Annotated in this window: 22 protein-coding genes and 1 tRNA gene; 13 read left to right on the plus strand and 10 right to left on the minus strand. The window is 71.2% G+C overall.

What is annotated here, in order from left to right; all coding sequences use genetic code 11:
* Positions 1 to 590 precede the first annotated feature (590 nt).
* Both B0I28_RS04475 and B0I28_RS04480 read right to left on the minus strand, forming a co-directional pair.
* Complete coding sequence (locus tag B0I28_RS04475) at positions 591 to 1,724, minus strand: hypothetical protein (RefSeq protein ID WP_106362638.1); 1,134 nt, start codon at positions 1,722 to 1,724, stop codon at positions 591 to 593.
* A gap of 8 nt (positions 1,725 to 1,732) precedes the next feature.
* Positions 1,733 to 2,056 (minus strand): hypothetical protein, encoded by a 324-nt coding sequence (locus B0I28_RS04480; RefSeq protein WP_106362639.1) that lies wholly within the window; start codon positions 2,054 to 2,056, stop codon positions 1,733 to 1,735.
* A 199-nt stretch (positions 2,057 to 2,255) separates the two neighbouring features.
* Between B0I28_RS04480 and B0I28_RS04485 the strand changes: the two genes are divergently transcribed.
* Together B0I28_RS04485 and B0I28_RS27080 are read left to right on the plus strand one after the other, a co-directional pair.
* Complete coding sequence (locus B0I28_RS04485) at positions 2,256 to 3,767, plus strand: hypothetical protein (RefSeq protein ID WP_106362640.1); 1,512 nt, start codon at positions 2,256 to 2,258, stop codon at positions 3,765 to 3,767.
* A gap of 26 nt (positions 3,768 to 3,793) precedes the next feature.
* On the plus strand, positions 3,794 to 4,090 hold the full coding sequence (locus B0I28_RS27080) for a hypothetical protein (RefSeq protein ID WP_181245631.1): 297 nt from the start codon (positions 3,794 to 3,796) through the stop codon (positions 4,088 to 4,090).
* Between the two features lie 81 nt (positions 4,091 to 4,171).
* Here the strand turns inward: B0I28_RS27080 and B0I28_RS04490 are convergent, their stop codons facing one another.
* A complete protein-coding gene (locus B0I28_RS04490) occupies positions 4,172 to 6,010 on the minus strand; it encodes an acyl-CoA dehydrogenase (protein ID WP_106362641.1) in 1,839 nt (612 codons plus the stop codon).
* Between the two features lie 298 nt (positions 6,011 to 6,308).
* Between B0I28_RS04490 and B0I28_RS27085 the strand changes: the two genes are divergently transcribed.
* The gene (locus B0I28_RS27085) at positions 6,309 to 6,455 is read left to right on the plus strand and encodes a hypothetical protein (protein WP_181245632.1); all 147 of its coding nucleotides are present in this window, start codon (positions 6,309 to 6,311) and stop codon (positions 6,453 to 6,455) included.
* A gap of 79 nt (positions 6,456 to 6,534) precedes the next feature.
* Here the strand turns inward: B0I28_RS27085 and B0I28_RS04495 are convergent, their stop codons facing one another.
* Positions 6,535 to 7,638, minus strand: a complete 1,104-nt coding sequence (locus tag B0I28_RS04495; protein ID WP_219926562.1) for a PP2C family protein-serine/threonine phosphatase — start codon at positions 7,636 to 7,638, stop codon at positions 6,535 to 6,537.
* Positions 7,639 to 8,120: 482 nt separating this feature from the next.
* Between B0I28_RS04495 and B0I28_RS04500 the strand changes: the two genes are divergently transcribed.
* The 8 genes from B0I28_RS04500 (at position 8,121) to B0I28_RS04535 (ending at position 16,197) form a co-directional block, all read left to right on the plus strand.
* Positions 8,121 to 8,594 carry a GNAT family N-acetyltransferase gene (locus B0I28_RS04500; RefSeq protein WP_219926563.1) on the plus strand — a complete coding sequence of 158 codons (474 nt, stop codon included), beginning with the start codon at positions 8,121 to 8,123 and terminating at the stop codon, positions 8,592 to 8,594.
* Positions 8,595 to 8,715: 121 nt separating this feature from the next.
* Positions 8,716 to 9,552: a S1 family serine peptidase gene (locus B0I28_RS04505; RefSeq protein WP_106362642.1), complete on the plus strand. Its 837-nt coding sequence runs from the start codon at positions 8,716 to 8,718 to the stop codon at positions 9,550 to 9,552.
* Between the two features lie 238 nt (positions 9,553 to 9,790).
* Entirely contained in the window at positions 9,791 to 10,603 is an 813-nt protein-coding gene (locus B0I28_RS04510; RefSeq protein WP_181245633.1) for a S1 family serine peptidase, read from the plus strand.
* A gap of 79 nt (positions 10,604 to 10,682) precedes the next feature.
* Positions 10,683 to 10,753 (plus strand) — tRNA-Gly (locus B0I28_RS04515).
* Between the two features lie 321 nt (positions 10,754 to 11,074).
* The gene (locus B0I28_RS04520) at positions 11,075 to 12,355 is read left to right on the plus strand and encodes an extracellular solute-binding protein (protein ID WP_181245634.1); all 1,281 of its coding nucleotides are present in this window, start codon (positions 11,075 to 11,077) and stop codon (positions 12,353 to 12,355) included.
* On the plus strand, positions 12,352 to 13,332 hold the full coding sequence (locus B0I28_RS04525) for a carbohydrate ABC transporter permease (protein WP_106362645.1): 981 nt from the start codon (positions 12,352 to 12,354) through the stop codon (positions 13,330 to 13,332). Before B0I28_RS04520 ends, B0I28_RS04525 begins: the two co-directional genes overlap by 4 nt.
* Complete coding sequence (locus B0I28_RS04530) at positions 13,329 to 14,171, plus strand: carbohydrate ABC transporter permease (RefSeq protein ID WP_106362646.1); 843 nt, start codon at positions 13,329 to 13,331, stop codon at positions 14,169 to 14,171. Before B0I28_RS04525 ends, B0I28_RS04530 begins: the two co-directional genes overlap by 4 nt.
* A 97-nt stretch (positions 14,172 to 14,268) precedes the next feature.
* Positions 14,269 to 16,197: a beta-propeller domain-containing protein gene (locus tag B0I28_RS04535; RefSeq protein ID WP_106362647.1), complete on the plus strand. Its 1,929-nt coding sequence runs from the start codon at positions 14,269 to 14,271 to the stop codon at positions 16,195 to 16,197.
* Here the strand turns inward: B0I28_RS04535 and B0I28_RS04540 are convergent.
* The 3 genes from B0I28_RS04540 to B0I28_RS04550 all read right to left on the minus strand — a co-directional run bounded on the left by B0I28_RS04540 (position 16,103) and on the right by B0I28_RS04550 (position 20,065).
* Positions 16,103 to 17,986, minus strand: coding sequence for an ABC transporter substrate-binding protein (locus tag B0I28_RS04540; RefSeq protein WP_106362648.1), 1,884 nt, complete (start codon positions 17,984 to 17,986; stop codon positions 16,103 to 16,105). The genes B0I28_RS04535 and B0I28_RS04540 overlap by 95 nt on opposite strands.
* A gap of 301 nt (positions 17,987 to 18,287) precedes the next feature.
* Entirely contained in the window at positions 18,288 to 19,127 is an 840-nt protein-coding gene (locus B0I28_RS04545; RefSeq protein WP_106362649.1) for an ABC transporter permease, read from the minus strand.
* Positions 19,124 to 20,065 (minus strand): ATP-binding cassette domain-containing protein, encoded by a 942-nt coding sequence (locus B0I28_RS04550; protein ID WP_106362650.1) that lies wholly within the window; start codon positions 20,063 to 20,065, stop codon positions 19,124 to 19,126. The genes B0I28_RS04545 and B0I28_RS04550 overlap by 4 nt, the downstream gene beginning before the upstream one ends.
* Before the next feature lie 86 nt (positions 20,066 to 20,151).
* On the opposite strand from B0I28_RS04550, the gene B0I28_RS04555 reads away from it, so the two are divergent.
* The gene (locus B0I28_RS04555; protein WP_106362651.1) at positions 20,152 to 20,925 is read left to right on the plus strand and encodes a TetR/AcrR family transcriptional regulator C-terminal domain-containing protein; all 774 of its coding nucleotides are present in this window, start codon (positions 20,152 to 20,154) and stop codon (positions 20,923 to 20,925) included.
* Here the strand turns inward: B0I28_RS04555 and B0I28_RS04560 are convergent.
* From B0I28_RS04560 to B0I28_RS04570, 3 genes are all read right to left on the minus strand, one after another.
* Positions 20,922 to 22,010, minus strand: a complete 1,089-nt coding sequence (locus B0I28_RS04560) for a DUF4253 domain-containing protein (protein WP_106362652.1) — start codon at positions 22,008 to 22,010, stop codon at positions 20,922 to 20,924. The two genes, B0I28_RS04555 and B0I28_RS04560, sit on opposite strands and share 4 nt — an antisense overlap.
* 234 nt (positions 22,011 to 22,244) lie before the next feature.
* Positions 22,245 to 22,982, minus strand: a complete 738-nt coding sequence (locus B0I28_RS04565; protein WP_106362653.1) for an SGNH/GDSL hydrolase family protein — start codon at positions 22,980 to 22,982, stop codon at positions 22,245 to 22,247.
* A gap of 227 nt (positions 22,983 to 23,209) precedes the next feature.
* Positions 23,210 to 24,037 (minus strand): diacylglycerol kinase family protein, encoded by an 828-nt coding sequence (locus tag B0I28_RS04570; RefSeq protein ID WP_106362654.1) that lies wholly within the window; start codon positions 24,035 to 24,037, stop codon positions 23,210 to 23,212.
* A gap of 128 nt (positions 24,038 to 24,165) precedes the next feature.
* Between B0I28_RS04570 and B0I28_RS04575 the strand changes: the two genes are divergently transcribed.
* Positions 24,166 to 25,452: an adenylosuccinate synthase gene (locus B0I28_RS04575; protein WP_106362655.1), complete on the plus strand. Its 1,287-nt coding sequence runs from the start codon at positions 24,166 to 24,168 to the stop codon at positions 25,450 to 25,452.
* Positions 25,453 to 25,506: the final 54 nt, after the last annotated feature.

The raw sequence follows: 25,506 nt of genomic DNA on the forward strand, positions 1-25,506 counted from the left end.
GGTTCGGCGCCCGCAGACGAACCGCAGCCAGGGGTCGAAGGCCAAGGGAGCCGAGAACGCCAGGAGGGCCGACACGGCCGCACCGCGAAGGGAGGCGACACACCATGCGCACCACGACCACACCACACCCGCGCCCGCTATCGGCGCCGCGCCCCCGCAAGCAGGCCAGCGCCACCGGCACCCGAACCCGCCCCGCCCCGGCAGTGCACGCCGAACCAACTCTGCGCTCCGCCGTCGCTGATCGCCCGAACCCCGACCCGAACGCCGCCCCAGCCCGGCGACGCACCCCCAACCAATCCCGCGCTCCGCCGTCGCTGCCCGCACGAACCCCGACCCGACAGCGACCCGGCCCCGGCAACGCAAGCCCGCATTCCCCTCCCCCTTTCTCTTCTCCCGTCCCCGCCCTCCCTAACCAAGTGCTCGAACCTTGAACGAAATCGACCGCGCCCCTCGAAACGACAATCCGGCTCCTCGCGTCGACACCAACACCGGCACCGCCGATTCCTCTGCGGCTGCGGCCGATTCGACCACCAGTTGCGCCAGCGCAGAAAGGCCCGGTCCCCCTGCCGGGACCGGGCCTTCGCCGACGCCTACTCGTACAGGTCGTCGGCCGCCTTGCCGATGCCCCAGACGTCCTCGTCGGGGTCCTCGATGAGCGTCGACTCGCGCGCGTTCTCATCCTCGGGCCGCCCGCCGCCACCCCCGCGGCCGCCGCCCATCATGCCGCCCGCCCCACCCGCGCCAGAAGCGGCCGCCGCGGGCACGCCGCCCGGAGCACCGGTCGCGCCGACGGGAACCGAGGAGCCGGCCGAGACGCCCGCAGCACCCGTCGAAAGCCCGCCGCCGAGACCGCCGCCCGCACCGCCGCCGAGGCCCGCGCCGGAGGCGAGGCCGCCGGAGTAGTCCTCCGGGTCGAGTTCGGAGGCGTCCCAAGGGTTCTCAAGGTCGGGGGTCTCCGGCTGCGCGAGGTCCTCCATGCCCGAAGGGGTCTCAGGCGTGGTCGGCTGCTCCGCGCCCGGCTCCCCGGCCTGGTCCTCCTGGCCGGGCTGCTCCTCCTCCTGCTTCTCCTCGTCGGTCTGCTCCTCCTCGGACTCCTCGCCCTCGCCTCCGGAGGAGCCGTCGCCGCCGGTGCCGGAGTGGTCCTCCGCCATCTCGTTCATGCTGTGGTCGTCTCCGCCGGACGTCCTGTCCTCCAAGGGCTTCAGCAGGTCCGCCGCGGCTGTCAGCGCGGCGCCCGCAGTCGCGTCGGCGGCGTTGACGAGGGTCGTGAGCGTCTGGAGGCCGAGGGTCCCGGCGAGGGCCTGGGCCTGGAGCGCGGCCTCGATGATGCCGCCGAAGGGTCCGGCCGCCGCGATCGCGGCCCGCTGCGCCGCACCGAGGGTCACGAGGGGCGCGGGCTGGATGTCGAAGCCCACGGCCTTCAACGCGGTGTCGGCGGCCCGCAGGAGCGTGCACTCGGTGAGCATCTGCGACCCGGCCGCGGCGAGGCTCCCCGCGGTCGTGGTGATCTCGCCGATGACCTGGCCCAGGTGGGCGGTGACGGTGCCGACCTCCCCGTTGAAGGCGTCGTTCGCGGTGTCGCGCCAGTGCTGGTTGATCCCGGCGACGTTCTGGCCGTACTCGGTCTGCTGCGCGGCGAGATCGCTTGCGGCCGCGGCCATCTCGGAGGCGTACGTGATGAACTCGGTGGGCTGCGCCGCAAGGGCGTCCTGGTAGCTGGGCATGTCCTCTCCTATCGCCGCGGGCCGGTCGGGAGCTGGTTCTGGATGGCGGCGAAGCGGTTCCCCGTCTCCTGGTCGTTCGCCTCCGCGTCGTCGGCGCTGCCGACGACCTGGTCGCCCTGCCATGTGAGGCGCCGCTCGACGGCGCTCGCGACGGCATGGAGCGAGGTCTGCCAGCGCCGGCCCGCGTCGCCGGTCGCGAAGCCGCGGTTGCGGTCCGCGGCCGACGCCGCCGGGCGCTCCACCCGCCTGGGCGCGGCCTGGCTGTGCGAGGCCATTGCGCGCAGGCCGGTGCCGCCCGTTCGCACGCCTTCGACGTCCATGTGCACGGTCATGGGTTCCTCCTTCGAATCCGCACTCCCGGACGGGCGCCCGGCGGCGTTCCGAGCACTCTCCCGCCAGGGGCCACCGATCGGTCACCGCTGCGCCCGAATGGTCCGATGACGGATGTGTGACCGCCCGGTCTTCCATGGGCCGCATGGATCCGAGACCGGGCCCGCCGGGGCCCGGGTCCGCCAGAGGAGGTGCGCTGCGATGACCGACGACCTGTCCGCGACCGGCGAGGGGGCCGCCTGGTCGGTCGAGCTGCCGTCGTTCGAGTTCGCGATCGCGTTCGGGGACGCCGCGACCGGCGGTGAGCGGGCCGGGTGCTCGGCGGGGGACTGCCCGCACCCGGTGGCGCATCCGGCGGAGGAGGACTGGGTGCAGCTCGCCTCCGCGGTCCCCGTGGAGGGCCAGTCGGCGAGGTTGAAGCCGCGCTGCGAGGGCATGGCCTATCCGACCGAGGACGATTTCAGGGCGGCCGTGAACGCCGTCAGGCCGGAGGACCCCGACGCGTTCTCGTTGCAGCGTCTGCGCAGCGGCTGGACCGAGGAGGTCGGGGAGCGGATCGCGTCGTGGCCCGACCGGATGCGCTCGAAGCTCGCGTCGCTCGCCGAAGGCTGGGCGGGGGACGACTTCGACGCGCTCGCCGAGCAGGCCGACGCGGCGCGGGCGCTCGTCGAGGGCGTGCTCGACGACGTGGAGGCGGCGGCCGCGGAGCTGGAGCGGCGCGAGTCGGCGATCTACGCGCTCCAGGGCGGCGATTCCGGCGAGATCCCGTACCCCGCGCCGCTGGTGGGGGTCGAGGGCGAGTGGTCGGAGCTGGCGGCGCTGCACGTCCGGCCCGCGTGGTGGCAGGGCGACTGCATCCGCATGACCTGCGAGGAGGCCGAGCGGGCCATGGAGATCGCGGGTGCGGACGCGGCGCTGGCGACGGAGGTGCGGGAGTTCATCGAGGAGCGGGTGGGCGAGGGCCTGTCGGGCCTGGGCGCGCTGGTGGCCGACGTGCGGTCGACCGCGGGCCTGGAGGCGAAGGACGTCTTCGGGGAGCGGGTGGCGGCCGAGTTCGCGGCGTACGAGGAGCGGCAGGCGGCGATCGACGAGGCCATCGCGGCGAAGCGCGACGGCCAGAGCGAGGAGCTCGCGGCGGTGCGGGCGACCGGTGAGGACCGGCCGTTCCCCGGTACCGCGGACGCGTCGTACATGGATCTCGCCGCGCCGGAGGCGGAGCGGCCCGCGGCGCCGGTCGCGCCGCAGACCGTGCAGGACCCGAGCCCGGTCCCGCCCGGCGGCGACGGGTCGGTGCGGGAGCAGGAAAGCCCTTGGGAGGCGCCGGAAGACGACGAGCCGGTGTCCGGCGGCCTCGCGGGCGGCACCGGAGGAGGCGGCGGGCTCGGGCCCGGCGGCACGCAGGGCTCCGGGTTCGGGGGCCGGGGCGCGGCCGTCGCGGTCGCGGGCGGGCCGGGCGGGGCCCCGCAGGGGCTGTTCGGTCCGGCGGTGACGACGCCGACCACCGCGACCGCGAGCAGTCCGCGCGGCGGGGGCCTGTTCCACTCGCCCGCGGGGCAGCAGGTTGCGGCGCCGAAGGACCCGGACCGGAAGGGCAAGGGCGACAAGGAGACCGAGGACGGCGAGGGCTCCGAGGACGAAGCGCCGCAGCTGTCGCGGCGCGAGACCGGGAACGTGTGGGGCTACGTCAGGCCCACCGAGGACCCCTACAACTGAGCACCGAGAGCGAAGGAGCGAGACCCATGGGCGAGCGCGTGTACGACCCGGCGGCGGTCGAGGAGTACCGGCTGTTCCTGCTGGAGCTGATCGGCGAACTGGAGGGCGGCGTCATTCCGGTGCTGGCGCAGGGGACGCTGAGCCGGGCGCCCGCGTTCGGGACCGCGCCGGGCGCGGCCGACGCCGCGTCCCGCTACCTGGAGTCCCATGCGGCGCTGTGGCGGAACCTCCAGTACCTGCGCGGGACCCTGCACGGCCTGGAGGCGGCGCTCGCCGGGTCCGAGGGCGGCGATGCGGGCTTCCACTTCACGTTCACCGTGTGAGGGAACGGGAGCGGCTCGCGCCGCGCACCCGGGAGCAGGTGCGCGGCGCGAGCCGTCGCGGCGGGCTGGAACGTGCCGCTCTTAGAAGGCCCCGTCGGGGAGGTCCATCGGGACCAGGTCCGCGGCCTCGACGATCTTGCGGTCGGCGGTGATGCGCGGGAGCACCTCGTGGGCGAAGAACTTCGCGGCCGCGACCTTGCCGCGGTAGAAGTCGTCGTCCGCGCCGCCGTCGAGCTTGGCCTGGGCGACCTCGGCCTGGCGCAGCAGGAGCCAGCCGACCATGAGGTCGCCGACGGCCAGCAGCAGGCGCCGCGAGTGCAGCCCGGCCTTGTACAGCTCGCGGGGCTCGTCGCCCATCGCGGCCATGAGCGCGGGCTGGAGCGCCTCCAGGATGCCCTGCACGTCGCCGAGGGCGCGCAGCACGCGGCCGCGCACCTCCTCCAGCTCCGCGTGGCCGTCCTGGGTGGACTCCATGATCTCGCTCGCGACGGCCATGAGCGACTCGCCGTTGTCCTTGATGATCTTGCGGAACAGGAAGTCGAGGCTCTGGATGGCGGTGGTGCCCTCGTAGAGCGTGTCGATCTTCGCGTCGCGCACGTACTGCTCCAGCGGGTAGTCCTGGAGGTACCCGGAGCCGCCGAACGTCTGGAGGGACTCCGAGGACAGCAGGTCGTAGGCGCGCTCGGAGCCGCAGCCCTTGACGAGCGGCAGGAGCAGGTCGTTGATCTTCTTCGCGGTCTCGGCCGCGTCCGCGTCGCCGTCGGCCTCGGCGATGATGGCCTTGTCCTGCCACGAAGCGGTGTACGAGACGAGCGCGCGCAGGCCCTCGGCGTAGGACTTCTGGAGCAGGAGCGAGCGGCGCACGTCCGGGTGCTTGATGATCGGCACGCGCGGCGCGGTCTTGTCGGTCGACTGGAGCAGGTCGGCGCCCTGGATGCGGCTCTTGGCGTAGTCGAGCGCGTTCAGGTAGCCGGTGGAGAGCGTCGCGATGGCCTTGGTGCCCACCATCATCCGCGCGTACTCGATGATGAGGAACATCTGGCGGATGCCCTCGTGCTTGTCGCCGAGGAGCCAGCCCTTCGCGGGGGCCTTGTCGCCGAAGGTGAGCTCGGCGGTCGCCGAGACCTTCAGGCCCATCTTGTGCTCGATGTTGGTGACGTTCACGCCGTTGCGCTCGCCGAGCTCGCCGGTGGCCGGGTCGAACAGGTACTTCGGCACGATGAACAGGCTCAGGCCCTTCGTGCCGGGGCCGCCCGCGCCCTCTTCGCCGACCGGGCGGGCGAGGACGTAGTGGATGATGTTCTCGGTCATGTCCTGGTCGCCCGAGGTGATGAAGCGCTTGACGCCCTCGATGTGCCAGGAGCCGTCGGGCTGCTTGTACGCCTTGGTGAGGCCCGCGCCGACGTCGGAGCCCGCGTCGGGCTCGGTCAGGACCATCGTCGCGCCCCAGCCCTTCTCGACGAACAGCTTCGCCCACTCCTGCTGCTCGGGCGTGCCCTCGCGGTACGCGGAGTGCGCGAACGAGGAGCCGGCGGCGTACATCCACAGGGCCGGGTTGGAGCCGAGCACGAGTTCGGCCAGGGACCACCAGAGCATGCGCGGCGCGGAGGTGCCGCCGAGGACCTCGGGCAGGTCCAGGCGCCAGTACTCGGCGTCGATGAACGCGCGGTACGACTTCTTGAACGACTCGGGCAGCGTCACCGAGTGGTTCGCGGCGTCGAACACGGGCGGGTTGCGGTCGCCCTCGACGTAGCTGGAGGCCAGCTCGTTCTCGGCGAGCCGGGCCAGCTCCGCCAGGATCTCTCGGGCGGTGGCCTCGTCCAGGTCGGGATAGGCCTGGTGGTCGAGGATCTTGTCCGCTCCGAAGACCTCGAAGAGATTGAACTCCAGGTCCCGGAGGTTGTGGCGGAAGTGCGTCATTGCTGGTCCTCCATTACTCGGTGGTAACCACCATCATATTACCCGTCAGTAATCTCTACAAGGATCCCGCGGTCCGCCGCAGGTCCGCCCGCGTGTCGCGGTCGGATACCCGACAGCGGCGTCGTTCGATCGGGTGATCGTGGAGGTCTCCGGCCGGGTGCCGTAACCGGCGCACTCGTGCCTCGTTGAACCGTGCATCAGACCGCCTGTGCGATTCCCGCCGAAGCGCAGAGGCCGGTTCCGCCGCCGAGGACCGACCCGCCGCACCGCTGCGCCGCATCCACCAGGAGCACCCCAGATGATCCGTGCCGTCGCCAACCAGATCGCCGCCCGCGTCGGGCCCGTCTACGTCGGGCGCCACCGCCGCGCCCGGCCCGTCCTGCACCGGGTCCTGCGGCTCGTCAGCGCCGCGCCCGAGGCCACCCTTGAGGAGGCCGTGCGATGAGCCGCCGCCTCCCCGTCCGCCTCACCAAGCGCCGCCGCAAGCGTCCGCGCCTGACCGCCCTGCGGCGCTGCCGGATCGGTCAATCCGCCTCCGGGCGGTAGTCCAGGAGCAGCAGCGCGATGTCGTCGGTCAGCGGGCCGCCGACCCAGCGCCGCAGCGCCGTCTCCAGCGACGCCAGCCCGTCGCCGGTGTTGCCGTGCCCGATGAGGCTCCACGCGCGCTCGCGGATCGGGAAGAACTCGCCGTCCCGGCGGGCCTCCGCCAGGCCGTCGGTGTACAGCAGGATCCGGTCCCCCGGCTGGAGCCGCACCGTCAGCTCCTGCGCCGACGGGCTCAGGCCCAGCGGCGGCGCCATCGACTCGGGCTCCAGGTAGGTCGCCACGCCGTCGCGCACCAGCATCGGCGGCGGGTGCCCGCAGTTGAGGATCTCCAGGGTCCCGCCGCGCTCCTGGAGCAGGATCGCCGTCACGAAGTCCTCGTCGCCGCCGTTGCGCGCCACCGCGTGGTCGAGGTCGTCGATCATGCACCGCTGGTCCGGCCGCTCGAACGCCACGTGCCGGAACGAGCCGAGCACCGTGGACGACAGCCGCACCGCGTCCAGGCCCTTGCCGCGCACGTCGCCGATGACGATCCGCACCCCGTACTCGGTGTCGAGGGCCTCGTACAGGTCCCCGCCGATCTCCGCGCCCGACCGGGCCGACACGTACCGGGCCGCGATGTCGAAGGGCCCCAGGCGCTCCCCGATCGGCCGCAGGATCGCCTGCTGCACCACCGAGGCGAGCTGCGTGAGCCGCCGCATCCGCTCGTCGTCCCGCTCGCGCACGACCGCCACGGCCGCGGCGATCACCACGGCCACGGCCACCACCAGGAAGTCCACGCCGTGCTGCGAGACCGCCGAGATCGAGAAGTCCCGGAGGGTCCACAGGAACCCGAAGGCCGCGGCCATGCTCGCCGCGCCGACCCCGGCGACCCAGCGCCACGGCAGGAACGCCGACGCCGCCAGCGGCGGCAGCGCCAGCCACGACACGGCGTGCGAGTCGCCGCGGGCGGTCAGGCGCAGCCCGACCAGGACGACCACCACCGCGAACGCGGCCGTGAACGCCGACCGCACGGACGGCGCGGCCCAGCCCTTCCACAGGTCCCCTCGGGCCTGGGCCGGACTGCGGCGCTGCGTAGTGCGCATGTGGTGGCATGCCTCCTTCCCACCGGATCGCGGGCGCGTCCCGCACGCTCGGGACTCCGCTCGGGGTCCCCGGTTCCGGGCGCAGCGGGCCCTCGGCCCCGGACCGGGCCGGAGGGGTCGCGCCCTCGCACCGGCCGGGGGTGTCGTCAGCACCGGCCCCGGCCGGCGGCGGTGGGAAGCCCGGAGCGCCGGACCCGTTTCGACCATCGCCGATGTGAAGATCGTAATGGTCGGCGCAGCGCTACCGGGCGTGGAGGACGCCGCCGCTTCCGAGACGGCGAAGTCTGTGCGTTCGGGCGGACGAAACCGACGAACGGGCCTTCGCGACTCATCCGTTCGGACAGGGTTTCAGGCTTCTGAACTGGGACGCCGCTTCATGTGCGATACGCCGCAGGGACGCCCGGCGCCGATTCGGAAGGCCCGTCGCAAACGTGACGAAAAGCGCTGGCACGGTGACCGCGCGTCGTGCGAATCTGGAACGCGTGCAGTTCACGATCGCGAAGACCCCCTACTCCAGCCCCGCCGCGCGCCTCCTGTGCGAGGAGGTCCAGGCCGAGTACGTCGTGCGCTACGGCTCCGGCGACATGACCGAGATGAGCGACGCCGACTTCGAGCCGCCGAACGGCGAGTTCCTCGTCGTCTTCGACGAGTCCGGCGAGCCCGTCGGCTGCGGGGGCTGGCGCGCCCACGGCGACGGCGATGCGGAGATGAAGCGCGTCTACGTGCGCGCCGCCGCCCGCCGCCAGGGCCTCGCGAAGCGCATCGTGGCCGCCGTCGAGGAGTCCGCCGCGGCCGCGGGCCGCAAGCGCGTGATCCTGGAGACCGGTCCGCGCCAGCCCGAGGCCGTCGCGATGTACGGCCTGCTCGGGTACACCCCGGTCGACACGTTCGGCTACTACAGCGCCGAGGACGGCTCGATCCACCTCGGCAAGGAGCTCGGAACCGACCTTCCATAGTAATTCACTGAATTGCGATCAGAAGCGGCACGCAACCACCAAAGCCGCTCATCGCGCCTTTCGGGTCAGGAAGGCCAAACGGCCTGATCCTCACCTCCACCCCGAAAGGATCAAAGTGGACATGAAGAGGAAGCAGCTGGTCCGCCTCGGCGCGGGCGTCGCCGCCGGGCTCGGCGCCGCGGCCATCGCCTGGGCCGGCGTCGCCGCCAACGCGCAGGACAACGCCGCGGACAACGACTTCGAGGCGCAGATCATCGGCGGCCAGCCCGCCGAGGAGGGCCAGTACCCCTGGCTCGTGGGCCTGGGCTCCGCGGGCGAGGGGACCCCCTGGGAGCGCCAGTTCTGCGGCGGCTCGCTCATCGCCCACGACGTCGTCCTCACCGCGGCGCACTGCGTCGAGGGCACCGAGGACGCCTCGGAGCTCGTCGTCTTCTCCGGCTCGGTGGACCTGGAGTCCGACGAGATCGTGGAGACCGCGGTGACGGACTTCCACATCGCGGAGGACTACAACGACCCCATCGCGATGGCGAACGACTGGGCGCTGCTCAAGCTCGCCGAGGAGGTCGACCAGGAGCCGATCCCGCTCAACACCGACCCGGCGGCCGAGTTCGAGGTCCTGGAGACCGCGGGCTGGGGCAACACGGGCGAGGAGTACCCGACGGTGGCCGAGTGGGTCGAGGTGCCGTTCGTGAGCGACGCCGACTGCGAGGCGGCCTACCCGGGTGAGGTCGACGCGGCCTCGATGCTGTGCGCGGGCGACCTGGAGAACGGCGGGGTCGACTCGTGCCAGGGCGACTCGGGCGGCCCGATCATGGCCGACAACGAGGGCCTGACGCTCGTCGGCATCGTGAGCTGGGGCTACGGCTGCGCCGAGGCCGGCAACCCGGGCGTGTACGGCGAGGTCGCGGACTTCGACGACGCCATCGACGAGGTCCTCGCGGGCTGGTCCGTCGAGTAGACCCCTTGATCCGTGAAGGCCGGGAGGGGCGGGCCCTCCCGGCCTTCCGCATTCCGGATGCAGTCCGGAATGGACTATTCGCAGGCGTCCGTCCCTATTGCTGAATACAGGCGTGTATACGCCGCTATTCACTGAAAAACAGCTTAGATGTGGATTACTCAGATATGAGCGATATTCCCGTATGCTGCTTGCGGCAGGTGAACGCCTGGATCCACCCTCACCCGAAAGGATTTCTCGCGTGAAGCACAACCGAAAGACCCTCGTCAAGATCGGCGCGGTCGTCGCCGCCGGACTCGGCGCCGCCGCGTTCGCGGTCGGCACCGTCGGCGCCAACGCGGACGAAGCCACCACCGACGGCGACTTCGACGCCCAGATCATCGGCGGCCAGCCCGCCGCCGACGGCCAGTTCCCCTGGACCGTCGCCCTCGCCGACGCGGGCGACCCGTCGTTCAACTTCTGCGGCGGCTCCCTCATCGCCGAGGACGTCGTCCTCACCGCCGCCCACTGCACCGAGGGCTCCGCCGCCGGGGACATCGTGGTCCGCCACGGCGACACCGACATCACCCAGACCGACGTCTACGACGTCAGCGAGATCGTCGTCGCCGACGGCTTCAACGGCTCGACCATGGTCAACGACTGGTCGCTCATCAAGCTCGCCGAGCCGATCAGCGGCGCCGAGACCCTCCCGCTCACCGAGGAGGACACCAAGGACTGGGGCACCCTCACCGTGATCGGCTGGGGCACCACCGAGTCCGGCTCGATGTCGCAGGACCTCCTGTACGTCGACGTCCCCTACATCAGCGACGGCGACTGCTCCGGCGCCTACGGCTCCGAGTTCGACGCCGCCACGATGATCTGCGCGGGCGACCTGGAGAACGGCGGCGTGGACTCCTGCCAGGGCGACTCCGGCGGCCCGCTGATCTCCGAGGACGGCGTCCTCGTCGGCATCGTGAGCTGGGGCTACGGCTGCGCCGAGGCGGGCAACCCCGGCGTGTACGCCAACGTCGGCCTCCTCTACGACGACATCACCGCCGCCCTCGCGACCCTGTAGCGGCACACCTCCTCCGGGGCACCGTGCGGCCCTCCGCGGGCTTTTGTATACTCGGTGCGGCTCCGTTCAGGCGGAGTTCGCGGGTGTAGTTCATTGGTAGAATGCGACCTTCCCAAGGTTGAGAGGCGAGTTCGATTCTCGTCACCCGCTCCGCGAGGATTTCACGGCCGTCCGGTTCCACCGGGCGGCCGTTTTCATGTGCCCAGCCGTGTGCTCAGCCGTGCGCGCCGCGGGCACGTGTTCGATTTCGTTCGATTGAGCTGTTCCGGGCCTCCGATTCCGACACCGGTTGACCGTATTACGCCTGTGAACTGCGATGTTATCGGTCTCTCTTGGGGCGCATGATGACGAATAGAGACCCCCTTCACTTTCCGGGTGGGCGCAGGTACCATGATCGCATCGAAAGTTTCCGATACTTCTTCTGAAACTTTCGGACGGACGAACCCTCATCCCTCGAAAGGAACGCGCCCGATGCGAAATCCCCTTCTCCGGCCCCGCGCGCTCGTGGCGGCCGGTGCGGCCGCCGCGCTCGCGCTGACCGCCGCCGCGTGCGGCGACAGCGGCGAGAGCGACGCCGACATCACCTGGTGGCACATCCAGAACCAGGACCCGCTCATGTCCACGTGGCAGGAGTTCGCCGACGACTTCGGGGCCGAGCACGACGTCACCTTCGACGTGCAGCCCATCGAGAACCAGGCGTTCAAGGACCGCATGGGCACCGCCTCGCAGTCGGGCGACGTCCCCGACATCTTCCACACCTGGGGCGGCGGCGTGCTCGCCGAGCAGGTCGAGGCCGGCCTCGTGCAGGACCTCACCGGCAAGCTCGACTGCATCGACCAGATCAACCCGATCGCCTTGGAGCCCTATACGATCGACGGCAAGCTCTACGGCATGCCGTTCGACGCCGGGGTCGTCGGGTTCTGGTACAACATGGACCTGTTCGCCGAGGCCGGCATCGACGCGCCGCCCGCCACCTGGGACGAGTTCCTCGCCGACGTCCAGGCCCTCAAGGACGCCGGGATCGCGCCGATCGCCCTCGCGGGCGCCGACCAGTGGCCCGGCCACTACTACTGGACCTACCTCGCCATGCGCACCGTCGGCCTCGACGGCCTCGAAGCGGCGGCCGAGGCCGGGGACTTCTCCGGCGACGGCTTCGTCCAGGCCGGTCAGATGGTCGCCGACCTCGCCGCCCTGGAGCCGTTCCAGCCCGGCTTCGAGTCCGCGACCTACGGCGAGGCCGACGGCCAGTCCGCGGTCATGGGCGAAGGGCTCGCCGCCATGGAGCTGATGGGCCAGTGGGCTCCGCAGGCCCAGCGCGACAACTCCGGCACCGACGGGCCCGAGAACCTCGGGTTCTTCCCATTCCCCACGGTCGAAGGCGGCGTCGGGACCACCACCGAGTGGCTCGGCGGCGGCAACGGCTACGCGGTCGCCGCGGACGCGCCCGACGAGGCCCTCGACTTCCTGTGCTACTTCATGGAGCCCGAGAACTACTCGCGCGCGATCACCGAGGGCAACCTCACCCCGGTCGCCGTCGACACCGCGGCCGTCGCGCCGGACCTGAACGAGGACACCCAGAAGGTCGTCGACGCGCTCGCCACCGCCACCGGCACGCAGCTGTACCTCGACCAGGCGTACCCGCCGGCCATCGGCGGCGTCATCAACGAGGCCACCGAAGGGCTCATCCTGGGCCAGCTGACCCCCGACGACTTCGTGTCGATGGTCAACGAGGCGTGGGCGGCCGAGGAGTGACGACCACGGAGTCCCCCCGGGTCTCCCCGGGGCGCCCGGACCGCCGCGAGGGCAAGAGCCCCCGCAAGCGGTCCGGGCGCCCCGGCGCGGGGACCCTCGCGACGTTCATCGCGCCCGGCCTGGTCCTGTTCCTGCTCTTCGTGATCCTGCCGGTCCTGTTCGCCGCGTACGTCGCGTTCTTCCGCTGGAACGGGCTCGGCGGCGTCCCCACCGACTTCGTGGGCCTGGAGAACTTCCGCAACCTCCTCCAGGACGAGGTGTTCCTCGGGGACCTGTGGCGCCTGGGGCTCATCGTGGTCCTCTCGCTGCTGGTGCAGCTGCCGATCTCCTTCGGCCTGGCTATGCTCCTGCACCAGCGGTTCCCCGGGCGCACCGCGTTCCGGCTCCTGTTCTTCGTGCCCTACGTGCTCACCGAGGCCGTCACCGCGGTCCTGTTCCGGCTCGTGTTCTCGCCGCGGCGCGGCTTCGCCGACTCGCTCCTGGCGAACCTCGGCGTCGACTCGCAGGTCGGGTGGCTCTCCGACCGCGAGATCGTCATGTTCGTCATCTTCGGGATCCTCACCTGGAAGTTCTTCGGCTTCCACATGATCCTGTTCCTCGCCGGGCGCCAGAACATCCCCGACGAGCTGTACGAGGCCGCCGCCATCGACGGCGCCACCGGCGCGCAGGCGTTCCGCTCGATCACGCTGCCGCTCATGGGCCCCACGGTCCGCATGATCGTGTTCCTGTCCGTGATCGGCACGGTCCAGCTGTTCGACCTGGTGTACGTGCTCACCGGCGGCGGGCCGTTCCACGCCTCCGAGACCCTCGCGATCACCATGTACGAGCAGGGCTTCCAGCGCAACCAGATCGGGTACGCGTCGGCGCTGTCCATCGCGATGTTCCTCATCAGCCTCGTGTTCGCGCTGTTCTACCAGCGCTTCGTCCTCAACCGCGACCTCCAGGGGTCGATCACCACCGCCGGGAACCGCTCATGAAGGTCACGACGCGCCGCGCGCGCCTGCTGCGGCACACCGGGTTCTACATCGCCGCGTTCGTCACCACCGCGTTCGTGGCGACGCCGATCCTGTTCGCGCTCCTGGGCGGCTTCAAGGACAACCAGCAGCTGCGCGAGAACGCCCTGGGCCTGCCGAGCCCGTGGAACACCCAGAACTACACCGACGTGCTCGCCTCGGGCGCGTTCTGGCAGCAGGTCTTCTCCTCGGTGTTCATCGCGCTCATCACCACGTTCATCGTCGTCGCGTGCTCGGCGATGGTCGCGTTCGTGTTCGCGCGCTACGCGTTCCGCGGCCGCGAGGGCCTGTTCACGCTGTTCGCGGCGGGCATGATGTTCCCGTTCGCGGTGGCGGTGCTGCCGCTGTTCATCATCCTGCGCACGTTCGAGCTGCTCAACAGCCCGCTCGGGGTGATCCTCCCGCAGGCCGCGTTCGGCCTGCCGCTGACGATCATCATCCTGCGCACGTTCTTCCGCTCGATCCCCGCCGAGGTCGAGGAGGCCGCGACGATCGACGGCGCCGGGCCGTGGCTGTTCTTCTCGCGCATCCTCCTGCCGATGGCGCGGCCGGTGCTCGCGACCGTGTCGGTGCTCGCGCTCGTCGGGTCGTGGAACTCGTTCCTGCTGCCGCTGGTGGTGCTCCAGAAGTCGACGTGGTGGACGCTCCCGCTGGGCGTCACCCAGTTCAGCGGCCAGTACGCGTCCGACACGGCGAAGGTCCTCGCGTTCGTCATGCTCGCGATGCTCCCGGCGCTCGTGTTCTACGCGTTCGCCGAGCGGCACCTCATCAGCGGGCTGACCTCGGGCGGCACGAAGGGTTGAGACGGCCCGTCCGAGCCGGGCCCGGGAGCTTTCGAAGCGCCCGGGCCCTTTTTCTGCTCCACGGGAACCGCCGGGCCGCGGGCGGCGTCCCACCGGCATGAAAGCGAAACTCCTCACCGCACTCGCGGGCGCGGCCGCCCTCGCCGCCGCCGGGTGCACCTCCTCCTCAGACGGGGGCGACCCCGACGTCGAGGCCGTCCCGTGGGTGCCCGCCTCCGCGCAGCTCGCCTCCTACGGCGGCTGCGACGAAGCGCTCGAAGGCATCCAGGACGCGGCCGCCGCGATGATGGCCCAGTGGCAGTCCGGCGGGTACTTCGCGAACGGCTTCGCCGAGGACGGCGTGGCCCGCGAGGAAGGCGACATGGCCGCCGGGTCCGACAGCGCCGAGGCGCCGACCGCCGCGGCCTCGGACGCCTACTCCCAGACCAACAACGCGGTCGCCGGGGTCGACGAGCCCGACATCGTCAAGACCGACGGCGCGTTCGTCTACAGCGTCGTCCAGAACGAACTGCGCGTCGTCGACACCCGCTCCGGCGAGGTCGTGGCCGAGCACCGCTACGACGACATGTCGTGGGACCACGAGCTGTTCCTCGGCGACGACGAACTCCTCGTCATGTACACGCAGGACCGCCAGGACGGCGAGACCTACTACAGCGAGTTCACGATCGACCGGCTCGACCCGGCGAGCCTCGACGTGCTCGACACGTTCTCCATGGACGGGTCCATGGTGGACGCGCGGATGGTCGGCGGCGAGGTGCGCCTCGCGGTGTCCTCGCAGCCGAGCATCCAACCGGTGCAGGACGTCCTGTACGACGCCGACGCCGACCTGGAGGACCTCAAGGCCGCCATCGCTGCCACCGAGCTTGAGGACTGGGTGCCGGGCTTCAGCGTCAACGGCGAGGACGGCGAGATCGACTGCCGCGACATCGCCCACCCCGACCGGTTCTCCGGCTCCGCCGTGACCGTGTTCGGGCTCGCCGCCGACGGCGGCTGGGAGGACGTGGAGCCGCACACGGTCATGGCCGACGGCGACACCGTCCACGGCACCACCGAGAGCCTCTACCTCGCGCACTACGACTACGGCTGGGGCGCGGCCGAAGACGAGCAGCCGCAGTCGGAGACCGAGCTGTACCGGTTCCACTTCGAGGACGGCGAGCCGCGCCTCGCGGGCGAGGCCACCGTCCCCGGGTCGCTGCTCAACCAGTACTCGCTCAGCGAGTACGACGGGCACCTGCGGGTCGCCACCACCGAGAACGACTCGGTGTGGGGCTGGTGGGGCGGCGGCTGCGGCCCGGCCGACGACTGCGCTTGGGAGGGCGCCGAAGTCGCGCCCGCCGAACCGGAGCCCTCGAAGTCCACGGTGACGGTGTTCGCCGTCGGGGACGACGCCCTCACCGAGACCGGCTCGGTCACCGACCTCGGCGTCACCGAGCAGATCTACGCCGTCCGCTTCATCGCCGACACCGCGTACATCGTCACGTTCCGCCAGACCGACCCGCTGTACACAGTGGACCTCTCTGACCCGGCGAACCTCGCCGTCACCGGCGAGCTGAAGATCACCGGCTACTCCGGCTACCTCCACCCCGTGGGGGCCGACCGGCTCCTGGGCATCGGCCAGGAGGCCACCGAGGACGGCGTCACCACCGGCCTCCAGGCGAGCCTGTTCGACACGGCCGCACCGGAGGCCGCGGTCCTCGACCAGTACTTCCGCGAGAACTCGGACTCCGCCGTCCAGTGGGACCCGCACGCGTTCCTGTACTGGGACGACGCCGGGATCGCCGTCCTGCCCGTCACCGACTGGGGCCCCGACTACTCCAACTACCGCTCCGGCGCGGTCGTCCTCGCGATCGGCGCCGACACGGTCGACCAGGCCGCCTGGATCGAGCAGGAGGCCTCCGACCCGTACAGCGAGGGCATCCTCCGCACCCTCGTCATCGGCGACCAGCTCTGGACCCTCTCCGCAGCGGGCCTGCAGTCCAACGAACTCGGCGGCGGCTACGCCCAGACCGCCTGGATCGGGTTCTAAGGGACCGGGGGGATGAAAGAGGGCCCGCGCCGCCTTTCGGGTGGCGGCGCGGGCCCGTTTCCTTGCGCCGTAACTCGACCGGGGTGATGCCGGTGAGCATGCGGACGGCGCCGAAGCCCCACATCTCGTCCCAGGCGCTGGCGTAGACCGCGCCGTCGTCGGCGGTGGGCCAGCCGGTCCAGACGGCGTTGCTGGCCTGGGACCAGGCGCCGTTGTACCAGACGGGGATCGCGGGGAGGTCGCGGAGCGCGAAGCGCTCCAGCTCGGCGATGATCTCCATGTAGCGGGGGTCGTCGGAGGCCACAGTGGAGAGTTCTTGGGTGAGCTCCCAGGCGTCCTCGTTCTCCCAGCGGGAGTAGTTGCCGGTGAGCTGCGCGTCGGCGACGGGCAGCTGGAAGAGGTACCGGAAGTGGCTCCACGGCGAGTTGGTGAGGCGGCTGTCGTTGTTGACGAGCAGGTCGAAGTCGCCGCCGGCGCGGGCGGCGTCGACGTCGGCGGCGTCCACCGACTCGGCGGTGACGTTGATGCCGGCGTCCACGAGGTCGGAGGCGATGGAGCGGGCGGCGTCCTCCCAGTCGGTCCAGCCGGTGGGGACGATGAGCCGCAGGGAGAACGGCTCGCCGTCCAGGTTCTCCACGAACCCGTCGCCGTCCTCGTCCTTGTACCCGGCGGCGCCGAGGAGGGCCACGGCCTGGGACGGCTCGAAGACGAACCCGTCCTCCTCGACGATCCCGGCGTCGTAGTAGCGCTCCCAGACCGGCAGGAGCCCGGTCGGGTGGGCCTCGGTGACCATGCCGCCGTAGACGGCGTCGACGATCTGCCCGGGGCTGACCGCGAAGGCCATGGCGCGCCGGAACTCCGGGTCGTCGAGGGGCTTGCGGGTGGTGTTGGGGATGAGCATCGCGGTGTTCGCGGGCGCCATGAACGGCGGCTTGTCGTAGTACGTGGTGAGCGCGGGGTCCCCGGAGATGAAGTCGGCGACGCCGGGCATGAAGTTGTTCGCCAGGTCCAGGCGGCCCTCGATGAGCATGTTGAGGATGTCGGCGTTCGAGGGCGTCACGAGGTCGACGATGAAGCGGGGCCGCACGTCGAGGCCGAGCGCCTCGGTGGCCCACCAGCCGTCGCGCTTGACCCAGGCGATGCGCGTCTCGTCGAAGGAGTGGACGCGGTAGGGACCGGTGACGACCGGGTCCGGGCCGAGGGCGCCGGTGAGGACCTCCTCGGGCGCGTACGCTTCGAAGACGTGCTTGGGCACGATCTCGTTGGTGTACAGGAAGTTGTCCCATTCCTGGTGGCGCGCTTCGGTGAAGGTGAACCGGAGGGTGAGCTCGTCGACGACCTCCACGGCTTCGAGCCAGTCCCAGACCCCGGCGAAGGGGACGCCGTCGGTCTTGCCGAGCTCGAACGTGTACGCGACGTCGTCGGCGGTGAACGACTCGCCGTCGCTCCAGTCGATCCCGGCGCGCAGCTTGAGCTCGAACTCGCGCTCGCCGGTCCACGTCCCGGACTCGGCGAGCCAGGGGGTGAGGGCCTGCTCCTCGACGTCGTAGAGGAAGAGGTACTCGTAGCCGAGCCCGTTGAGGCCGGTGACGCCGCCCGCGGTGACCGGGTTGAAGTCGCCGGGCGGTCCCCACGCCGTGCCGGTCGTGTACAGGGTCTCGCCGCGGGGGAACTCGTCGATCACGAGGCCGTCCGCGTCCGTCTCGGCGGGGGGCTCGTCGTCGCTGCACGCGGCGGTCGCCAGCACCGCGGTGGCGGCGAGCGCGGGGAGGTGTCTCCTCTTGGTCATGTCGGTTCTGCTTTCCGTCGAGGGATGACCGGGCGCCGGGTGCGCGAGGCCGAGGTGAGGGAAGCCTCGCGGTGGAAGAACGTTAGCGCAGACTGGAAGCGCTGTCAGTCCGGGCGATTCGCTGATTCGCCGGAATTGCACGGATAAATACAGCGATTGCGCAACCGTCTTCGCAAACGCTCCCATGGAATTGCGCGATATCGGTGCGAAATCGATACCGATCGAACTCGAAACATTCGGCGGGCCCGCGCCGGGTGCGGCGCGGGCCCTTCCTGGTTCCCTTCAGGTCGTCGGCCGGGTGCTAGCGGCCGAGGTTGCTGAAGCGGCGCACGCCGAGCGGGAGGAACACCGCGGTGATGACGAGCGGCCACGCGATCGCGGCGAGGAGGGCGTGCTGCTCGGGCCAGGCCGTCCCGGCGGCGACGGGGTTGCCGAAGAGCTCGCGGATGGCGGTCGCGGTGGCGGACACGGGGTTCCAGGCGGCGATGGCGCCGAGCCAGCCGGGCATGAGCTCGGGCGGGGTGAACACGGAGGAGACCATGCCGAAGGGGAAGGCGAGGGCGAAGAGGGTCCCGGCCTGCTCGACGTTCTTGACGAGGAGGCCGAGCCAGACGCCGATCCAGATGAGCGCGAAGCGCAGCCACAGCAGGAGCGCGAACGCGCCGAGCGTCTCCCACATCGTTCCCCCTGAGCGCCAGCCGATGGCGAGGGCGATGAGGCTGAGCACGAGCAGGTCGACGGCGGCCTGCACGGTGTCGGCGATGTTGCGGCCCACCACGACCGCGGAGGAGGCCATGGGCATGGACCTGACGCGGTCGATGAAGCCCTTCTCCTTGGCGTAGGCGACGGCGGTGGCGGTGTTCATGAACCCGAAGGCCATGGTCATGGCGAACATGCCGGGCATGGCGTAGGCGACGTAGTCGACGCCGGCGCCCTGGCCGGTGACGTCCATGGCGGACCCGAAGACGTACACGAACAGCAGGACCATGACGATCGGGAAGCCGAGGGCCCACGCGAAGTTCGCGGGCTGGCGCAGCACGTGGGTGAACTCCTGGCCGACGATGGCGCGGTAGTCGTGGAGCGTCCACTTGATCCGCCCGGCGAGGGTCTCGCCGGGGAGCGGTGCGGTCGAGGTGGTCACTGGTTCTCCTTGTCGCCGATGAGGTCGAGGAAGGCCTCGTCGAGGGTGGGGCGGCGCAGGCCGATGTCGGCGACGGTGATCGCCCGCTCCTGCACGGCGGTGGCGGCGGCGGTGAGGGCCGCGACGGGGTCTTTGACGGCGGCGGAGACGCCCGCGGCGCCGACGGCGACGTCCCCGTCGGCGACCTGCTCGGCGATCGCCTGCAGCGCGGGCAGGTCGGCCGGGTCGGTGGCGGCGATCTCCAGGCGGTCGGCGCCCATGCGCCGCTTGAGCCCGGCGGGGGTGTCGTCGACGAGGTTGCGGCCGTGGTCGATGACGGCGATCCGGTCGCAGAGGCGGTCGGCCTCGTCGAGGTAGTGGGTGGTGAGGACGACGGTGGTGCCGTCGGCGGCGAGGCCGGAGACGGCGTCCCAGACCTCGCGGCGCCCGCCGGGGTCGAGGCCCGTCGTCGGCTCGTCGAGGAACAGGACCTGCGGGGCGAGGATCATGCTCGCGGCGAGGTCGAGGCGGCGCTTCATGCCGCCGGAGAAGTGCTTGGCCTGGCGGTCGGCGGCCTCGCCGAGCCCGAACTGGTCGAGCAGCTGCCCGGCGCGCTCGCGGGCGCGGGTCTTGCTCAGCCGGTACAGCTTCCCGAAGAGGACGAGGTTCTGGCGGGCGGTGAGGAGGTCGTCGACGGCGGTCTGCTGTCCGGTGAGGCCGATGCGGCGGCGCACCTGGCGGGCGTCCTTCGCGACGTCGAACCCGGCGACGGCCGCGCGCCCGGTGTCGAAGCGCAGCAGGGTGGTGAGGATGCGGACGGTGGTGGTCTTCCCGGCGCCGTTGGGGCCGAGGAGGCCGAGGACGGTGCCGGACTCGGCGGCGAGGTCGAAGCCGTCGAGCGCGGCGGTGTCCTTGAATCGTTTGCCGAGGCCCGATGCCTCGACGGTCGTGGTGGTCATTGCCTGGTCTCCCTGAATCGGGTACGTTGTACCCAGTAATAGCATACGATGTACCCGGTTAGCAAGCGCGATATCATGAGGCCCCTATGGCGACACCACAGACGGGGGCGGGCGACCCCACACGAAGCCTGGAGCTGCTCTGGCGCGACCTGAGCCCTGCGCAGAGCAAGCCCGGGCCCAAGCCGCGGCTCACGGTGGACCGGATCGTGGAGGCCGCGATCGCGGTCGCCGACCGCGAGGGCTCGTGCTTCGGGATGCGCAGCGTCTCGGCCGAGCTGGGCGTGGGCGCCATGACGATCTACCGGTACGTCCCGGGCAAGCGGGAGCTCATCGACCTCATGGTGGACCGGGTCGGCCGCAACGACGGCGACGAGTCGCTCCTGGAGGGCCTGGACTGGCGGGCCCGGCTGGAGCTGCTCGCGGAGGGCACGTGGGAGGTGTACGACGCGCACCCGTGGCTGCTGGAGATCAACCAGCGGCGGCCGGTGTTCGGCCCGGACTCGATGGCGGGCTACGACTTCGCGATCAGCGCGTTCGAGGGCCACGACCTGCCCGACCGGGAGATCAACCTCGTCATCACGTCGATCATGAACCTCGTCACCGGCACGGCCCGCCAGTACCTGATGCGCGACAGCGCGGAAGAAGCGCCGCTCGCCGACGAGCGCGAGTGGTGGGCGATCCAGGAGCCGTACCTCAAGCGCGCCTTCGAATCCGGCAGGTTCCGGCACGTCCAGCGGTTCTCCGACGAGTCCGCGTGGGACGCGACGGCCCACCAGGCGATGCGCTACGCCCTGGAGCGGTTCCTCGACGGCCTGGCGCCCCGCATGGAGGCGGTGCGCCGCAAGGGCTCAGAGGCTTAGGCCCAGCGGAAGTACCACGCCTTCGACCGGATCATGTGCTCGGCGAGGTCCTCCAGGGTGGGCACGCCGGAGTCGAGGAGGTCGGGGCAGTACGCGTAGGCCTCCCCGGCGACGGCAATGGCCTCCTCGGGTGCGGGCGGGCGGGGCACGTACAGCTCGATCACGTCGTAGGTCATGGCGACGAGTTCGGCCTCGAAGCGGCGGTTCCAGCTGCGCAGGACCGCTGCGTGCTCGGCGCCGTACAGCTCCCAGTTCGTGGAGCCCTTCCACGGGAACATGGCGGGGATCTTCCAGCCCGCGTCGGTGCGCACGAGGCCGAGCAGGCCCTCCGACTGCGGAGTGGCGAAGTCGGAGTCGCCGCGCCGGGGCAGGATCGGGACGCCGCGGGCGGGCTCCCCGGCCTCGGCGCCCTTCTCGTGGAGCAGTTCGGCGGCGTCGATCTCGTCGGCGCGGGCGAGCTCGTCGTCGCCTTCGTGGACGATCGCCTCGCCGTTGTCGCGCCATTCGCCGGGCGCGCCGAGGAGCACGGGCATCCACCCGGTCTGCTCGGCGGACTGGCGGATGTCGAGCCACCAGCGCAGGGCCTCGGAGGCGCGGACCCCGAACGCCCACATGGCGGTGTCGCCACGGCGCACGAGCTGGTGCATCTTGGGGACGGCGAGCCCGGCGGCGCGCAGGTCGGCGCGCGGGGACCCGGCGATGTCGAGGTCCTCGGAGTCGATGCGCGGCATCATCTCGTCGCGGCCGGTGCCCTGCCGGGGCGGCTCGGGCTTGTCCAGTGTGAGCAGTTCGCGGCGGGGCCGTTCGGGCACGAAGATCTCATCGGAGGAGTCGGGCGCGGGGGCCGCGTGCGGCTCCGCGGCGTCGGTCACGGGCTCGGGATCGGGTTCGGGCGCGAGGTCGGGCACGAGCCGGAGTGCGGTCACGGACGTTGCGGCGGTGATGCTGTCCTCCTCCTGGGCGGCCGGGGAGGGGTCCGGGCCGGTCTCGGGGGCGGCATCGCCGAGCGCGCCGGAGGACGCGCCGGGCTCTGGCGCGCTCTCGGGCTCGGAGGCAGGTTCGGGTTGGGCGGCGGGATCTGGCACTGAATCAGGTGTGTCCCGGCGCCCCAACAGACGCTGGAGGAGTCCCACAATGAACCATGATGCCCTGTCTCCGCCGGAAGCGCCACGCCCACCCCCGAAGAGGGGCAGGCGAATCGGCCGAGCAGGGCTCGCGTCAGCGGTCCCGGCCCTTCTTGAACAGCAGCCCGAAGAAGAACGCGCAGGTCAGGATCACGACCATGATCGCGAGGAGTTTGAACATGATGGCCATGGCGGTCACTTCACCTTGGTGAGGTCGGGGCGCTTGGGGGTGACGGCGTCCCCTGAGGACTTGCCGGTGAGGCGGCGCTTGACCCAGGGGGCCAGGTGCCTGCCGGCCCACTGGACGCCGTTCATCTCGCGGCGGGGCCGCGGGAGGTCGGGGAGGGGGTCGAGCCATGCCGGGTCGGGCTCGATGCCCAGGGCCTGGCACACGTCGGCGGCGACGCGGCGGTGGCCGAGGGTGTTCATGTGGAGGCGGTCGACGGCCCACAGGCGCGGGTCGTCGAACGCGCGGTCCTCCCACAGGTCGACCAGGACGGCGTCGTGCCGCTTCGCGACTTTGCGGTAGGCCTCGTTCATGTCGGTGAAGCGCTTGCGGAGCATGCGCATCCCGGGGATGTGGGGGGTGACGTCGGCGCAGGTGAAGAGGACGACCTGGGCGCCGGAGGCCTTGAGGAGCCGGACGACCTCGTGCGCGCGGGTCGCGAGGGGCACGTGGTTGTAGCCGGGGCGGAGGGCGTCGTTGGCGCCGGCCGCGAACGACACGAGGTCGGGGCGCTGCCGGATCGCGGGGACGACCTGCTCGTCGACGATGCGGTCGAAGAGCCTGCCGCGGACGGCGAGGTTCGCGTAGGCGAACCCGGGCCACTCCTCGGCGGCCCGTTCTGCGAAGAGGTCGGCCCAGCCGCGGTCGCGGCCGCCTCGGGGGTCCGGATCGCCGACCCCTTCGGTGAAACTGTCGCCGATGGCCACGAAACTCGTATACGCCGCCGCCACTGCCCGCCACCTCCATGTTCGCCGTGCGCCGGGTCTCGCACCCCGCGCTGCTCTCGCAAGAACGCTGCCTTGTGGGCGCTGACCAGCATGCCTCACCTAGATAACGATCGGATTTCGATCAGGTGGCGAGGTCGGGCACAGCGGTCGATACGACGCAGGAGGCCGCACCGCTCACGGAGCGTTCCCGTTCGGCCGCTTGGGGTTCAGGCGGTGTACCACCCGGCGGCGCCGGGCTCGATCCACCAGGTGCGCTTGCGGCCGAGCTGCCCGGCGAGGCCGTCCTGGATGTAGGTGACGGTGTCGGCGGGGTGGACGGCGACGGCGCGTCCCTTCGCGCGGCGCACCTCGATGCGCAGGCGCTTGCGGAAGCGCCCGGCCATGACGGGGACGGCGACCGCGACGTCGATCTTCCCGTCGGCGGGGTCGGGCTCGGCGAGGACCATGTCGTCGGCGGCGGCGTACCCGTCGGCGTTGGCGACGACGCACGCGAGGATCTGCTCGGAGCCGTCGGCGAGGACCACGTCGTCGAGGTTGACGACGCCCCGCCAGGGGCGGTCGCCGCCGCCGAGACGCACGCCGTCGACGGCGACGCCGCCGCCGTCGTGGCGCATGAGGTCGGTGCGCTTCACCGCGCCGGAGACCACGGCCTCGGCGACGTCGGCGGGCTTCTCGGGCAGGCCGAGGCGCACGACGATCCCGGGGACCGTGCCGAGCGGCAGGACCGCGAGCGCGGGCAGGTCGGGGATCGTGCGGCCGTCGGGCAGGCCCTCGGGGCGCATGGAGGGCGCGGGCATCGCGAGGCGGGTGAGCCGGGCGACGACGGCGTTGACCTGCTCGTCGGTGTCGGCGGCGAGGACGATCCGCTCGTCGGGGTCCTGCGCGGCCTGGTCGATGTCCTCGGGGGTGCGGGCCTCGACGGTGCGCACGGCGGCCCCGCGGGCCTTCAGCTCGTCGGCCAGGTGCAGCGCCTGGGTGCGCGGCCCGGGGTTGGAGCAGTCGGACTCCACGAGTGTCAACACGACGACGTTCACCCGGCCGACTCTACGGTGTGACGGGGACCCGCTTCATAGTGCTCGGGCCTGCTGTTACCCCAGATAAACGAATGCCAGTAGGCTTACCAAGTAATCGGGTGATCAACTTCCCGGGAGGATGTGGGCAGATGCCGGCGATCGCGGTCGTAGGAACGCAGTGGGGCGACGAAGGCAAGGGCAAGGTCACCGACCTGCTCGGCGCCGAGATGGACTACGTCGTCCGCTACCAGGGCGGCAACAACGCCGGACACACGGTGGTGACCCCCGACGGCACGAAGTACGCCATCCACCTGGTCCCGGTCGGCATCCTCACCCCCGGCGTCGTCCCGGTCATCGGCAACGGCGTGGTCGTGGACCCGAAGTTCCTCATCTCCGAGCTCGACGAGCTGACCGCCGGCGGCGTCGACGTCTCGAACCTGAAGCTCTCCGCGGACGCGCACCTCATCATGCCGCACCACCGGGCGCTCGACCGGGTCGTCGAGCGGTACCTGGGCGGGGCGCGGATCGGCACGACCGGGCGCGGCATCGGCCCGGCGTACGCCGACAAGGTGGCCCGCCAGGGCATCCGCGTGCAGGACCTCCTGGACCCGAAGATCCTCTCCATCAAGCTGGAGCAGATCCTCCGCGAGAAGAACCAGATCCTCGTGAAGGTCTACAACCGCAAGGCGATCGACCCGCAGGCCGTGGTCGAGGAGTACCTCGGGTACGCCGAGCGCCTGAAGCCGTACATCGCCGACACGCGGCTGCTGCTCAACAAGGCCCTGGAGGCGGGCAAGAACGTCCTCCTCGAAGGCGCCCAGGCGACGATGCTCGACGTCGACCACGGCACCTACCCGTTCGTGACGTCCTCGAACCCGACGACGGGCGGCGCGTGCGTGGGCACCGGCATCGCGCCGAACAAGATCACGACGTCGATCGGCATCATCAAGGCGTACACGACCCGCGTGGGCTCGGGGCCGTTCCCGACGGAGCTGTTCGACGAGTTCGGGGAGTTCCTGCTCAAGAAGGGCGGCGAGTACGGCGTCACCACGGGGCGGCGGCGCCGCTGCGGCTGGTTCGACGCGGTGCTGGGCCGGTACGCGGTGCGCGTCAACGGGATCACCGACCTGTTCGTGACGAAGCTCGACGTGCTCTCCGAGCTCGAACGCGTCCCGATCTGCGTGGCGTACGAGGTCGACGGCGAGCGGGTCGACGAGATGCCGATGACGCAGACCGGGGTCCACCACGCGAAGCCGGTGTACGAGTACCACGACGGCTGGTTCGAGGACATCTCCGCGTGCCGCAAGTTCGACGAGCTGCCCCGCAACGCCCAGACGTACATCGAGCGCCTCGAAGAGCTGTGCGGCGCACGGGTGTCCGTGGTCGGCGTCGGCCCGGGCCGCGAGGAGAACATCATCCGCCACCCCATGATCTAGCGTTTCGTCTGGAGGGGGCGCCCGCGGGCGCCCCCTTTCGGCGTCCCCGGGGGC

Origin of the sequence: Glycomyces artemisiae (assembly GCF_003002955.1) — a bacterium.
In the GTDB taxonomy this organism is placed as follows: Bacteria; Actinomycetota; Actinomycetes; order Mycobacteriales; family Micromonosporaceae; genus Glycomyces; species Glycomyces artemisiae.